The organism is Nocardia sp. NPDC050712 (assembly GCF_040654295.1).
GTDB lineage: Bacteria > Actinomycetota > Actinomycetes > Mycobacteriales > Mycobacteriaceae > Nocardia.
The window spans coordinates 691,098-706,255 of record NZ_JBFAHT010000004.1 but is presented as its reverse complement, the minus strand read 5'-3'; the positions used below and the strand labels follow the sequence as shown (position 1 = coordinate 706,255).

The following is a 15,158-nucleotide window of genomic DNA, read 5'->3' as shown; positions in this document are numbered from 1 at the left end:
ATCCGTCCTCAGTTGTGCGGTCGCTACCCGTCGGTGCCGTCGATGACGGCGAACAGTTCTTCGTCGCTCGCGGACGCCAGATTGTCGTGCTCGCGGGCGTCGAGTCCGGTGCCCGTTCCGGACAGTTCCAGCAGTTCCTGGAGGCGGGCGGCGATGCGCTCCCGGGTGGGCTCGTCCTCGGCCACCCCCGCCAGCATCGATCGCAGCGAATCGAGGGCGGCGAAGATGGGCTGGGCGGGCTCGATCGCCAGCTGTTCGGCGAGGTAGGCGGCCAGCGCGGCGGCGGAGGGATAGTCGAACACCACGGTGCTCGGCAGCCGGATCCCGCTCACCGCGCCGAGCTGATTGCGCAGCTCCACGGCGGTCAGCGAGTCGAAGCCCAGCTCCTGGAAGGGGCGAGCGGGTTCGACGCTGTCCGCGTCGCTGTGCCCGAGCACCCCCGCGACCTGAGCGCAGACGAGGTCGACCAGCAGCCGGCCGCGTTGCTCCGCGGTCAGCCCGGTCAGCCTGGTCGCGAGGCTCCCGCCACCCGGCGGGCCACTCGGCGCGGGGCGGAACAGGTTGCGCAGCAACGCCGGTGGTTCCTCGCCCGCGGTCCGCGGCAGGGTGGTGTCGAGCCGGGTCAGCGCCAGCACCGCCGAGCCCGAAGCCGGTGCGGCGTCGAAGAGGGTCATCGCATCGGCCCCGGACAGTGCCCGAATACCACTGCGCGCCAGCCGTTTCCGATCCACCTCGCCGAGCGTCGCGCTGATCGCGCTGGCCTCCTCCCAGAGCCCCCAGGCCAGCGCCACCGCAGGCAGCCCGTGCGCGCGGCGGTGTTGCGCGAGTGCGTCCAGGAAGGTGTTTCCGGCCGCGTAATTGGCCTGGCCCGCTGTGCCGAGCAGCCCGGCGAGCGAGGAGTACAGCACGAACGCCGACAGCTCCAGATCGCGAGTGAGGTCATGTAGGTGCCACGCCGCATCGAGTTTCGGCCGCAGCACCCGATCGAGCTGGTCCTCGGTGAGCGCGGTGAGCACCCCGTCATCGAGCACGCCCGCGGTGTGCACCACGGCCGACAGTGGCTGGTCGGCCGGGATCGCCGCGAGCACCCCCGCCAGCGCATCCCGATCAGCGGCATCACAGGCAACGATGCGCACTGCCGCCCCGAGCTGGGTCAGCTCGGCACGCAGCTCGCCCGCACCCGGAGCATCCGCCCCGCGCCGTGACAACAACAGCAAATCCCTTGCGCCACGCTCGGTTACGAGGTGGCGAGCAAGCGCCGCACCGAGCCCGCCGGTACCGCCGGTGATCAGCACCGTGCCCTGATCCCAGTTCGCGGCGGGTTCCGCTGCCGCCCTGCGCTCAGCGGTCGCGGTGGATTCCGAGGCCGTCGCCGTACCCGAATTCCAGCTCACGCCGAGTTCTATTGCAGCTGTGTGCTTCCTGGCCGCTCTAGATTCTGGCACCGCGGTGGATTCCGGGACTGGCGTGGGCTCCAGGGGCATGGCGGATTTCAAGGCCGTGGTGGGTTCCCCGGCCGTGATGGGCTCAGGGGTCACGATGGTTTCCAGCGTGGCTGTGGCTTCCGTTGCGGCTGTAAGCTTCCTGGTCGCGCTAGGTTCTGCGGTTGCGGCGGTTTCCGGGGCTGCGGCGCGCTCCCCGGGTGTGGGCTGCGGAGGTGCCGTGAGCCCGCGGGGAGTGGTGACGCGGGTGAGGCGGGGGGCCAGGATTGTGTTGTTGCGTAATGCGAGTTGGGGTTCGGTGCCGTTCGCTATGCCCGGCGGTAGGGGGGTGGCTGTTGTGTCGGTGTCGATGAGGATGATCCGGCCGGGGTGTTCGGTTTGGGCGGAGCGGAGTAGACCCCAGGTGGCGGCGTGGGTGAGATTGGGGACGTCTTCTTCGCCTGCGGCGATGGCGCCGGTGGTGCGGATGATCAGGGTTGTGTTGGCGAAGCGGTTGTCGGTGAGCCAGGACGTAGTGGTGCGCAGTGTCGTGCTCAATGTTTCGTGTGCTGCGGTGGGGAGGTTGCTCACCTCTGCCGGGATGAGCGGAAGTAGCAGTGCGGCTGGGGGTTTCGCGCCCTGATCGATGGCCTCGGTCAGGGCGGCCAGGTCGGGGTAGTGGTGGGTGATGACGCCGTCGATCGAGTGGGGCATCGCGCCGAGTACTGCCCAGTCTCCGGGGTCGGCGGTAAGGAGTCCGGTGTCGACCGGTGTCCAGGTGACCTGGAACCTTCCCTCGCGGAGGATGCTCGGCTGGGAAGGCCCCTCCTTGGCGAAGGGGCGCAGCGCCAGCGCTTCTACCTCGGCGACGAGGGAGCCTGACTCGTCGGTCGCAATGAGCGTGACGGTCGAATCAGCTTTGGTGAGAAGAACTCTCAGTATCGTCGCCCCGGTGGCGCGCAATCGCGCACCGCGCCAGGCGAAGGGCAGTCCGGTCGCGCCGTCGCCGAGCACACCGGGCAGAAGCGGATGCAGCGCGGCGTCCAGCAGCGCCGGGTGTACGAGGAAACGGTCGGCCCCGGTATGGGCGACCGGGGGCAGTGCGACCTCCGCGAGAATGTCGCTGCCCCGCAGCCACGCTCGGCGCAGGCCCTGGAACGCCGGGCCGTAGGCGTAGCCCTGTTCGGCCAGCCGTTCGTAGACGTCCACGAGGGTGGCCTCGACGGCGTCGACGGGTGGCCAGGACAGGAAGGCCTGCGGCACAGCGGTGCTCGGCTCGGCGACGGTCAGCAGGCCGCTGGCGTGGTGCTGCCAGACGGTCTCTGCGCGCGAGTGCACATCGACTGTCCTGGAACCGGATTCGTCTGCGGCACCGACCCGGACCTGGAGCTGAATCCCACCGTGATCGGGCAGGACCAACGGCGTGGTCAGGGTGAGTTCCGCGATCCGGTCGCAGCCGACTTCGGCGCCCGCCCGCAGCGCGAGTTCGAGCAGGGCGGTGCCGGGTACCAGTACCGCACCCGAGAGGGCGTGATCGGCCAGCCAAGGTTCCGCTTGCTGAGATACCCGCCCGGTGAACAGTATTCCGTCCTCGCCCGCGAGCGGCACCGCGGCGCCGAGCAGCGGATGACCGGTCTGCGTCAACCCGAGTTCGGCGGTGTCGAGGGGCGGTTTCCGCTGTTCCAGCCAGTAGCGCTGCCGCTGGAAGGGGTAGGTCGGCAGCTCGGTGCGCGTGGCGCCGGGCAGGATCGCCGGCCAGTCCACGGCGCGTCCGCGCGCGTGCAGAGCGCCCAGAACCGTTGCGATGGTGTCGGTCTCGGGCTTGTTGGCGCGCAGTGCGGGCAGCGCCAGCCCGACCGCGCCGTGGGTACCGCGCGCGACGAGCGCGCTCAGCATTCCGTCCGGGCCGAGCTCCAGGTAGTCGGTGACGCCCAGTTCCTCGAGGGTCCGCACCCCTTCGAGGAACCGCACCGGCTCCCGGATGTGCTGGGTCCAATAGTCCGGCGAAGACAACTGCCCGGCGGTCGCCGGTGCACCGGTCACGTTGGACACGATCGGAATGCGCGGCACACCGAACGTCACGGTGACGGCGACCGCCCGGAATTCGCCCAGTACCTCGTCCATATGCGGCGAATGGAACGCATGGCTGACGGCGAGGCGTTTGGTCTTGCGCCCCAGCGCTTTCCACTCGGCGGCGATCCGTTCGGTCGCGCGCTCGTCACCGGAGATGACCACCGAGTCGGGGGCGTTGACCGCCGCGATGGCGACCGTGTCCACGAAACCCGCGAGAGAGGACTTGACCTCGTCCTCGTTGGCCTCGATCGCGACCATCGCACCGTCCGTGCGCGCGGCCTGCATCACCCGGCCGCGGGCGGCGACCAGGCGGCACGCGTCCGGCAGGCTCAGCACCTCCGCCAGGTGCGCGGCGGTCACCTCGCCGATCGAATGACCGAGCAGGTAATCCGGTGTGACGCCCCAGGATTGGAGCAGCCGGAACAGCGCGGTCTCCACCGCGAACAGTGCGACCTGCGCGTAGGCGGTCCGGTCCAGCAGTGCCGCGTCCGCCGAACCCTCCGCCGCGAACAGCACCGCGCGCAGCGGTCGCTCCAGCTCCCCGTCCACCTGCCGGCACACCGCGTCGAGCGCGGCCGCGAACACCGGCGACGAACCGTAGAGCTCACGGCCCATCCCGAGCCGCTGGGCGCCCTGACCGCTCAGCAGCACCGCCAGCCGGCCGGGCTCGGTGCGGTCGATCCGCGTCACCCCCGGCCCGAATTCACCGGCGGCGACGATGTCGAGTCCACGCCGGAAATCGGTGCGGCTCCGGCCGATCACCACGGCGCTGTGCGGGAGTACCGCACGTCCGGTCGCGAGAGTCCATGCCACATCGGCGGTTTCGGGCGCACGCTGGTCCACGAAGCCGCGTAGCCTGCGCGCCTGGTCCCGCAGCCCGGCCGCGGTCCGCGCGGACAGCACCCACGGCAGCGTGGCCGGGGCGGCGGTCGCGGTGGTCTCCGCCGCCACCTCGGGAGCCTGCTCCAGGATGACGTGCGCGTTGGTGCCGCCGAGCCCGAACGAGGACACCGCGGCCCGGCGCGGCGCACCCGTCTCCGGCCACGCTCGTGGCTCCACGAGCAGTTCGACCGCGCCCGACTCCCAATCCACATGCGGCGAGGGCTCATCCACGTGCAGAGTGCGAGGCAGACTGCCCCGGCGGATCGCCTCGACCATCTTGATCACGCCACCGACCCCGGCGGCGGCCTGGGCGTGGCCGATATTGGATTTCATCGAGCCCAGCCAGAGCGGCCGGTCGGCGGCCCGGCCCTGACCGTAGGTCGACAGGATGGCCTGCGCCTCGATCGGGTCGCCCAGCCGCGTCCCGGTGCCGTGCGCCTCCACCGCGTCTACCTCGGCCGGTTGCAGGCCGGCGCTGTCCAGCGCCTGCCGGATGACCTTCTCCTGCGCGGGACCGTTCGGCGCGGTGAGGCCGTTCGAGGCGCCGTCCTGGTTGACGGCCGACCCGCGCAGCACGGCGAAGACCCGATGCCCGTGCCGTTGCGCGTCGGAAAGCCGTTCCAGCAGCAGGATCCCGATGCCCTCGGCCCAGGACGTGCCGTCGGCGGCCGCCGCGAACGATTTGCAGCGGCCGTCCGGGGACAGCGCCCGCTGCCTGCTGAATTCCTTGAACGGCTGGGAGGTGGCGAGCACCGTCATGCCGCCGGCGAAGGCCAGCGTGCATTCGCCGCGGTGCAGCGCGTTCGCGGCCAGATGCATCGACACCAGCGAGGACGAGCACGCGGTGTCGACCGCGACGGTCGGGCCCTCAAGCCCGAAGGTGTAGGCGACCCGGCCCGCCGCCATGCTGCCCATGCTGCCGCTGGTCAGGTAGGCCTCGAAGCCCTCTTTGGGCAGGTCGGGCCGGGCGCCGTAGTCGTGGTACATCTGGCCGACGAACACACCGGTCCGGCTGCCCCGCAGGCTCGCGGGCACGATGCCCGCGCTTTCCAGGGCCTCCCAGGTGTTCTCCAGCAGCAGGCGCTGCTGCGGATCGATGGTCATCGCCTCGCGCGGCGACATCCCGAAGAAGTCGGGGTCGAAAGCGGCGACGTCGTCGATGAATCCGCCGTGCCGGACGTAGGACTTGCCGACGTTGTCCGGATCGGGATCGTAGAGATCGCCGAGTTCCTCCCAGCCCCGGTCGGCGGGGAACTCCGAGATCGCGTCGACACCCTCGTCCACCAGGCGCCACAGGTCCGCGGGCGAGGCGACCCCGCCCGGATACCGGCAGGCCATGCCGATGATGGCGATCGGCTCGCGGTCGCGTTCCTCTACTTCGCGCAGGCGCTTGCGCGCGGCCCGCGCGTCCGCGATCGCCCGGCGCAGGTACTCCCGTAGTTCGTTCTCATCAGCCACGCGTTCACCCGAGTCCATCGTCGACGAAGGCGAAGAGCTCTTCATCGCTTGCCGCCGCCAGGTCCTCGTGCGCGTCGGCGCCACGCTCGGCGCTCCCGCCCGCCAGTTCCAGCAGTTCCTTCAGGCGCAGGACGATCTGTTCGTCCGGTCCCGCCGCCTCGATCAAGGCCTGCACCGAATCCAGCCCGGTGTGAATCGGATCGGCCGGGGGCGCCTCCTGGACAACAACGCGCGCTACCAGATACGCGGTGAGCGCCTGGGCCGACGGGTAGTCCAGCACCACCGTGCTCGGCAGGCGCAGCCCGGTCAGCGCACCGAGCTGATTGCGCAGTTCGACCGCGGCCAGCGAGTCGACACCCAGCTCGGTGAACGCGCGCTCCGGCTCGATGGCCTTGGGGTCGGTGTAGCCGAGCGCGGTCGCGACGGTCGAGCGGACCAGGGCCAGCACGTCGGCGGATCGGTCGTCCTCGGGCAGCGCCGCGAGCTCGCGCACCCAGGATCCGGTCGAGTCCTCGGCGGGTGCGCTCGTCGTGTTCCGCCGGGCTCGCCTGGGCGCCAGTTCGCGCAACAGCACCGGTGTTTCGTCCGCGTCGCCCAGGGCGGCGAGGTGCAGCGCGGCCGGGACCACGAGCGGTGCGGCGCTACCCAGCGCCGCGTCGAACAGTGCCAGTCCCTGGTCCGGGGTCAGCGGTGTGACGCCGAGGCGGGCCCAGCGGGCGATGTCGCCCTCGCGCAGGGTGCCGCCGAGGCCGACGGTGGCGTCCCACAGGCCCCAGGCCTGCGCGGTCGCGGGCAGGCCGCGCGCGGCGCGGTGCGCGGCGAGCGCGTCCAGGTAGGTGTTGGCGGCGGCGTAGTTGGCCTGGCCCGCCATCCCCACCAGCCCGGATACCGAGGAGAACAGGAGGAACGCGGCCAGGTCGCTGTCTTCGGTCAGCTCGTGCAGGTGCCAGGCCGCGTCGACCTTGGGGCGGAAGACCGTGTCGATGCTGTCGTCGGACAGTGCGGTCACCGTGGTGTCGGCGAGGACAGCGGCGGTATGCAACACAGCGGTCAGGGGATGCGCGGCTGGGATGTTCGCGAGTATTTCGGTGACGGCGGCGCGGTCCGCGACATCGACGCCGGCCACCGTCACTTCGGCACCGAGACCGGTCAGCTCCGCGACCAATTCGGCGACCCCGGGAGTCTGCGTGCCCCGGCGACTGCACAGCACCAATCTGCGCACGCCGTGTCGGCGCACGAGGTGCCGGGCGAACAGCCCACCGAGCCCGCCGGTGCCGCCGGTGATGAGCACCGTGCCCGCCGGGTTCAACGCCGGTGCCGCACGTTCCGGCTCGGACGCGCGAGTCAGCCGCGGCACCCGCAGTTCTCCGCCGCGAACGGCGATCTGCGGTTCACCGCTCGCGAGTGCGGAGGTCAACCCAGCGTCGTCGCTGGGATCGTCGAGATCTACCAGCACGAATCGACCGGGATGCTCGGTTTGCGCGGACCGGATGAGCCCCCACACCGGCGCGGCCGCCAAGTCCGGCAGGTCTTCGCCCGGGCGGACGGCCACCGCACCGGAGGTCACGAAAACCAGTCGCCCATCGGCGAATCGATCGTCGGAGAGCCATCGGTGAACCCAGCCGAGCGCGCGCCGCGTGACCTCGTGCGCGGCCGCGATGCCGGACGTCGCAGCGCGGAGATCGACCACCGCGTATTCGACGCCCACCGCGCCCGCGAGCTCGTCCTCGGACAGCCTGGCCCACCGTGGTGTCGGTGCGACCGGCGCGTCGACAACCGGCCAGTGCACCGTCAGCAACGCCTGGCCGCTCCGCCGCGCGGACTCGGCGAGTTGCTCCTTGGCGACTGCTCGCAGCGACAGCGATTCGATCTCCGCGACAGGAGAGCCGTTCCGATCGGCGATCGCAATCGCGATGCTGCTCGGTCCCGTCGTCGTGATGCGGGCTCGCACCTCGGTCGCCCCGGCCGCGTGCAGTATCGCCCCGGCCCAGCCGAACGGCAGCTCGACGTGACCCGCCGCCACCGGTGCGCTCAGCACGTGCGCGTGCAGCACCGCGTCCAGCAGGGCCGGATGCAGGCCGAAACGTGCGGCGTCACTGTGTTGTTCGTCGGGCAACCGCACCTCGGCGAACAGATCCGGGCCCTGACGGAAGAGTGCGCGCAGACCCTGGAACGCGGGGCCGTACTCGTAGCCGAGTTCGGACAGCCGGGTGTAGGCGTCCGCCAGGTCGATCGGTTCCGCACCGGCGGGCGGCCACTGGACCGGTGCGGTGCTCGGCGCGGGCGCGGTGCTCAGCGCGCCGGTCGCGTGCTGGGTCCACGGGCCGAATTCGTCTGCGCTGGAACGGGAGTGAACGGTGAAGGCCCGGTTCCCGCTCGCATCGGCCGCGGTCACCGCGACCTGGATCCGCACCGCGCCGGTACCGGCCAGGAACAGCGGGGCGACGAGGGTGAGGTCCTCCACCCGGTGCGCGCCGACGCGCTCCCCGGCGGCCAGGGCCAGCTCGAGGAACGCGGTCGCGGGCACCAGGACGTGACCGTCGATCGCGTGATCGGCGAGCCACGGCAGCGTGTCCACCGCCAGCGTTCCCGTGTGCACCGCGCCGCCGCGCTCGGCGAGTTCGACGGTCACGGCGAGCAGCGGGTGCCCGGTCGCGTCGAGCCCGAGGGCGCGCGGGTCGGTGCTCGCCCGGGACGTGAGCCAGAAGCGCTCGCGCTGGAAGGCGTAGGTCGGCAGGTCGACCTGCCCGGCCGCGGGCAGCAGTGGTGCGAAATCGACTGGTAGGCCGGTTGTTTGGGCGGTGGCGAGCCCGGTGAGGAACGTGTCGGTCTCGGGGTGACCCGCCCGCAGCGGGGCGATGACGGTGGCGGGCGCGGTGAGCCCGGCCCGAGCCATCGGGGCGAGGGTGGCATCCGGGCCGACCTCGACCAGATGGCCGGCGCCCTGCGCCTCGAGGGTGCGCACCGCGTCGAGGAAGCGCACGGTCCCGGTGGCCTGTCGCACCCAGTGCTCGACCGAGCGCAGTTCATCGATCGAGGCCAGGCGTCCGGTCAGCGTGGATACGATCGGCAGGGCCGGGGTACGGAAGACGACACCCTGCGCGACCTCCCGGAACCGGGTGGCGATCTCGTCCATGTACGGCGAATGGAACGCATTGCTCACCGGCAGCTTGTCCGTGGCCCGGCCCTGCGCGGCCCACCCCGCGGCGAGGAACTCGGCGATGCTCTCGTCTCCGGAGAGGACGACCGAGTCCGGCGTGTGCACCGCCGCGATCCGGATGTCGTTCTCGTACCCGAGCAGCGTGCGGTTCATCTCCACCTCCCCGGCGGCGATCGCGAACATCGCACCCCCGGCCGGCACCGCCTGCATGAGACGACCACGCGCGGTGACCAATTCGGCGGCATCGGCCAGGGAGAACAGTCCGCTGACATAGCCCGCCGTCAGCTCGCCGACCGAGTATCCGGCCAGCAGATCGGGGCTGAGGCCGAACCGGCCGAGCAGACGGAACAGCGCGACCTCGAAGGCGAACAAGCCGGGTTCGGCGTATTCGGCCCGCTGCAACAGCGCGGGATCGGTGTCGAACAAAACTTCGCGCAGGGGCCGCGTGCCACCGCGATCCAGTTCCGCGCAGACCTCGTCCAGCGTATCGGCGAAGACGTTGTACTCGGCGTAGAGCTCACGGCCCATCCCGGCGTGCTGTGCGCCGTGCCCCGCGAACAGGAAAGCGGTCGACCCCGCGCCACGGGCATTGCCCAGCACCAGGTTCGGAGCCGCGTTGTCTCGGCTCAGTGCTTCCAGCCCGGCCAGCAGCTCGGGGGTGTCGCGGCCGGTCACGATGGCGCGGTGCTCGAAGGCGCTGCGGGCGTTGAGCGCCCGGCCGATCTCGGCGGGACCGGTCTCCGGATGGTCGGCGACGAACGTCCGTAGTCGAGTCGCCTGGGCACGCAGCGATTCGTTGTCACGCGCCGAAATCGACCAGGGGACAGGCTTTCCCGGCGGCTCGGCCACCGCCGGTTCCTCGTCGAAACGTTCGAGGATCACGTGCGCGTTGGTGCCGCTGATCCCGAACGAGGACACCGCGGCGCGCTCGGGCGCGCCGGTAGCGGGCCATGGCCGCGCCTCGGTGAGCAACTCGACCGCGCCCGAGCTCCAATCCACATGCGGCGTGGGCTCGTCGACGTGCAGCGTCTTGGGCAGGACGCGATGGCGCAGGGCCTGCACCATCTTGATGATCCCGCCGACACCCGCCGCCGCCTGGGCGTGGCCGATATTGGACTTGAGCGAACCGAGGAAGAGCGGCCGCTCGGCCGTGCGGGCCTGACCGTAGGTGGCCAGGATCGCCTCGGCCTCGATCGGATCGCCGAGCGTGGTGCCCGTGCCGTGCGCCTCGACCACGTCCACGTCCGAGGCGGACAGTCCCGCGTCGGCCAGCGCGGCCCGGATCACCCGTTGCTGGCTCGGTCCATTCGGCGCGGTCAGTCCGTTGGACGTGCCGTCGGAATTGACCGCGGAACCACGGATCACGGCGAGCACTCGATGCCCGTTGCGCTGTGCGTCGGACAGCCGCTCGACCAGCAGCAGGCCCGCCCCTTCGGCCCAGGAGGTGCCATCGGCGGCCGCCGCGAACGGCTTGCATCGCCCGTCGGCCGCGAGTCCCCGCTGCCGGGAGAACTCCACGTAGATACCGGGTGTCGACATCACCGTCACACCGCCCGCCAGGGCGAGCGACGACTCACCCGAGCGCAGCGACCGGATCGCCAGGTGCAGCGCGACGGCCGAGGACGAGCACGCGGTGTCCACCGTGGTCGCGGGCCCGAGCAGGCCCAGCTGGTAGGCGATGCGCCCGGACATCACGCTGGCCAGGCCGCCGGTTAGCAGGTGGCCCGCGACCTGCTCGGGCGCCTCGTGCATGCGGGGCCCGTAGTCCGAGGCCATCGCGCCGATGAAGACGCCGGTTCGGCTGCCGCGCAAAGTCTCCGGGTCGATCCCGGCGTTTTCTACTGTTTCCCAAGCGGTTTCCAGCAGTAGTCGCTGCTGCGGGTCCATGGCCAGCGCCTCGCGCGGGGAGATACCGAAGAACGCCGCGTCGAAGGTGTCCGCCTGGTGCAGGAAGCCGCCCAGGGACACCGAACTGTTGACCGGCTGGTCCCAGCCCCGGTTCCCCGGGAACTCGGAGATGGCGTCGCCGCCCGCGGCGACGAGGCGCCACAGATCCGCCGGCGACTCGATCCCGCCGGGATAGTGGCAGGCCATGCCGACAATCGCGATAGGCTCCTCGGTGGCCGCCGCGACGGGTTCCGTTGCGGCCTGGGGTATCTCGACCAATTCGGAGTCCAGATAGCGAACCAGCGCCTCGGGAGTCGGCTGATCGAAGAGCAGCGAGGTCGGCAGCCGCAGGCCGGTGAGATCGTGGATCCGGTTGCGCAATTCGACCGCGGTGCGCGAATCGACGCCGAGATCCTTGAAGGTCTTGCGGTCGGCCACCTCGGCGGTGTCCGCGTACCCCAGCACGACGGCGGCCTGCGTGCGCACCAGTTCCGTCAGCACCCGGCGCCGCTCGGCGGGCTCGGCGTGCGCGAGCCGCTGTGTTAGACCGGTTTCGGACGCGGTGACCGCCCGGGTCCGCTCGCCGACCCAGAACCGCCTGCGCTGGAACGCGTAGGTGGGCAGATCTACCTGGGGCACTTCGCGTTTCGGAAGCAGGACGGTCCAGTCCACGGCGACGCCGTGCACGAAGGCGGTGGCCAGTGCGGATTGGAAGCGCGCGGCGTCGTCCTCGCCCCTGCGTAGCGAGCCGACCACGGCCGCTGCCGTTCCGTGCGCTTCCGCGGTCTGGGCGACGCCGACGGCCAGCATGGGATGCCCGGACACCTCGATAAAGACCGTGCCGCGTTCATCCGCCAGCAGACTTTCGACGGTCTCCTCGAAGCGCACGGTCTGCCGCATACTGCGATACCAGTACTCGGCATCGAGGTCGGTGCCCGGGATGACCTCCCCGGTCACCGTCGAATGGAACGGCACCTCGGCCGGGCGGGGTTCGATGCCGTCCAGCACGGCCAGGAGTTCCTCCCGAACCTGATCGACCTGCGCGGAATGCGCGGCGTAATCGACTGCGATGCGGCGTGTTTCGATGCCGTCGTCGGCACAGCCCGCCAGGAATTCCGTCAGCGCGGCGACCTCGCCGGCCACGACGACGGAGCCGGAGCCGTTGTGCGCGGCCACCGACAGTCGTCCCGCCCAGGCCGCGATCCGCGCGGCGACCTCGTCCCGGTGCAGCCACACCGAGGCCATCCCGCCCTGCCCGGCGATCCGGGTGAGCAGTTTGGCGCGCAGCGCCACCACACGGGCCGCGTCCCGCAGCGACAGCGCGCCCGCCACGCAGGCCGCGGCGATCTCGCCCTGGGAGTGGCCGACGACCGCGTCCGGCACCACCCCGAACGCGCGCCACAGCCGGGCCAGCGAGACCATCACCGCGAACAGCACCGGCTGCACCACATCCACCCGGTCCAGCGCCGCCCCGTCGGTCGCGCGCAGCACCTCGGCCAGGTCCCAGTCCACGAATTCGCTGAGCGCACTGGCGCATTCGGTCATGGCCGCGGCGAACACCGGCTCGCTCGCCCAGAGCCGCAGCGCCATGCCGGCCCACTGATGGCCCTGGCCGGGGAACAGCAGCACCACGCGCGGGTGCGGGAGCGCACCCGCGGCGGGGCTGCGCACGATGCCGGGTACCACGTCCCCGTCGGCCAGCGCGCTCACTCCGGCCAGCAGTTCGGCCCGGTCCGCGCCGAGCACGACGGCGCGATGCTCGAAGGTGGCCCGGTCGGTGATCAGGGAGCGGCTCACCCGCACCGGATCGAATCCGGGGTCCGCCTCGAGCCGGTCCGCCAAGTGGCGCGCCTGCCCCTGTAGTGCGGCCGGGGAACGTCCGCTGAGGACCCACGGGCGCGCGTCCGGCGGATCGATCCCGTCCGGAGCAGTCGGTAGCGGCGAATCCCGCACCACCACATGACAGTTGGTGCCACCCATCCCGAACGAGCTGACCCCGGCGATCAGCGGACGGTCCGGCCGGGGCCATGGCGTCAGCGCACGATGCACGGTCAGGTTCAGTTCGTCCAGCGCGATGTCCGGGTTGGGCACGGCGAAGTTGCGGTTGGCGGGCAGCTGCCGGTGCCGCATGCTCAGCAACACCTTGAGCAGGCCGACCAGGCCCGCGGCGCCTTCGAGGTGCCCGATATTGGTCTTGGCGGAGCCGACCGGCAGGGGGTTGCCCTCGGTCCGGCGGGCGCCCAGCGCGGCGCCGAGCGCGGCCGCCTCGATCGGGTCGCCGACCGGGGTGCCGGTGCCGTGCAGTTCGACGTACTGGACCGCGTCCGGTTCGACGCCCGCGTTCGCATAAGCCTTGCGCAGCAACAGTTCCTGGGCCTGCGCGCTCGGGACCGTCAGTCCCGCGGTGGCGCCGTCGTTGTTCATCGCGCTACCGAGCAGCACGCCGTGAATCCGGTCGCCGTCGGCGCGCGCGGCGGTCAGTGGTTTGCACACCAGGACCACGGCGCCCTCGCCGCGGACGAACCCGTTGGCCCGCTCGTCGAAGGTGTAGCACTCCCCGTCCGGCGACAGCCCGCCGAAGCGTTCCTCGGCCAGCGCGCTCTCCGCGAGGATGTTCAGGTTCACCCCGGCCACGATGGCCACGGTGGACTCGCCCGAGCGCAGGCTCTCGCAGGCGAGATGCACGGCGACCAGCGCGGAGGACTGCCCGGTGTCGACGGCCAGGCTCGGCCCGCGGAAGCCGAGCTGATAGGAGATCCGATTGGCGATGACGCCGCGGTTGACGCCGGTCATGGTGTGCTCGGTGATCGCGGCCGCACCGTGCTGGTGCACCAGGCTCGCGTAGTCGTCGCGATGTGAACCGACGAAAACACCGGTTGTTTTCGCGCGCAAGTCATCCGGGACGATCCGCGCGTCCTCGAGGGCCGCCCAGGCCAGCTCCAGCACGATCCGCTGCTGCGGATCCATCGCGACGGCTTCGCGCGGGGAGACGCCGAAGAACTCGGCGTCGAAGTGGCCGATCTCGTCGAGGAAGCCGCCCCGCCGCACGCCCGGCTCGGCCGAGGTGCCGGCCCATCGACCCGCCGGCGGGACGCCCAGGGCGCTGGCGCCGTCCCGCAGCAACGCCCAGAAGGCCTCCGGGTTCGCCGCCTTCGGCAGCCGGCAGGACATCCCGATTACCGCGATCTGTTCGCGGTCCATTGGTTGTCGATTCATAAACGAACCCCCACTGAGGAAAAGAGTCCCGCCGTAATATCTCGATAATCCGAGCGAGAAGGATCGTAGGCGAGTCCGGTGTTGCTGTGCAACACGACAACTGGCGAATGGGGGGCCGGTAATCGGCGATTACCGGCCAATTACCGGGCAATGAGTGTTTTATTGCCGTGCGGTTGGCCGAGCCGCTCGATTCGCGTTGACGGACTTTCATCCCGCTACTACCGTCGTCCGGAGCAAGGTTCTCTCGGTGGTCGAAGTGGCGGGTAGATGGACTATGTCGGGTAAGCCGATGCGGCAAAATTGGATTCGGCGCATAGCGCTGCCGCGTGATCAAGTAGAAACAGTATTGATCTGCTTCCCGCATGCCGGTGGGTCGGCATCTTATTTTTCGCCGTTCGCGCGGAACATCGCGCCGGAGATCGAACCGCTGGCGGTGCAGTACCCGGGCCGTCAGGACCGGCGCCTGGAGGAGTGGCACGGGTCGATCGAGGCACTGGTGGACGGAGTCGTCGCCGAACTGCCGGCGGTGGCCGCGGGGCGCGCGGTCGCGCTGTACGGGCACAGCATGGGGGCCATCGTAGCCTTCGAGGTGTGCCGCAGGCTGGCCGGAAGCGATTCCGCGCCAAAGCTTCTCGTGGTTTCGGGCCGTCGCGCGCCGGGCACCGTCCGGGCCGAGAACAGTCATCTGTACACCGACGCCGAGCTGGTCCGGGAACTCGACCGGGTCGCGGATACCCCGCAGACCTGGCTGACCGATCCGGAGCTGCGCGACCTGCTGCTGCCCGTGGTCCGGGAGGATTACCGGGCCATCGAGAATTACGTCTACCAGGACGGTCCGCCGATCGAATGCCCGATCGTGACCCTCACCGGCGCCGGCGATCCCTATGTCGACGCGGACGAAGCGAAGGCCTGGAGCTCGTGCACGGCCGGGGAATTCGAACTGCACACCTACCCGGGTGGTCATTTCTTCGTGGAGTCGCAGCGCGCGGCCGTGGGTCGTTTGATATCGGAGAAATTGACCGGGTAGGTCCGTCCATCGATGATTTTCGCGGCGGTCCAGG

General features: G+C 70.7%; 3 protein-coding genes. 1 reads left to right on the top strand and 2 read right to left on the bottom strand.

The features are described from left to right. Positions 1 to 23: 23 nt before the first annotated feature. Both AB0H76_RS31385 and AB0H76_RS31380 read right to left on the bottom strand, forming a co-directional pair. Positions 24 to 5,834: an SDR family NAD(P)-dependent oxidoreductase gene (locus AB0H76_RS31385; RefSeq protein ID WP_357330635.1), complete on the bottom strand. Its 5,811-nt coding sequence runs from the start codon at positions 5,832 to 5,834 to the stop codon at positions 24 to 26. 4 nt (positions 5,835 to 5,838) lie between these two features. After that, on the bottom strand, positions 5,839 to 14,082 hold the full coding sequence (locus AB0H76_RS31380) for a type I polyketide synthase (RefSeq protein ID WP_357330634.1): 8,244 nt from the start codon (positions 14,080 to 14,082) through the stop codon (positions 5,839 to 5,841). Between the two features lie 289 nt (positions 14,083 to 14,371). On the opposite strand from AB0H76_RS31380, the gene AB0H76_RS31375 reads away from it, so the two are divergent. Further along, a complete protein-coding gene (locus tag AB0H76_RS31375; protein WP_357330934.1) occupies positions 14,372 to 15,124 on the top strand; it encodes an alpha/beta fold hydrolase in 753 nt (250 codons plus the stop codon). The last annotated feature ends 34 nt before the right edge of the window (positions 15,125 to 15,158 follow it).

Excerpts from the sequence above, each read along its gene's own strand:
- AB0H76_RS31380 (WP_357330634.1), bottom strand. The coding sequence starts at position 14,082 with ATGGACCGCGAACAGATCGCGGTAATCGGGATGTCCTGCCGGCTGCCG.
- AB0H76_RS31375 (WP_357330934.1), top strand. The coding sequence starts at position 14,372 with ATGTCGGGTAAGCCGATGCGGCAAAATTGGATTCGGCGCATAGCGCTG.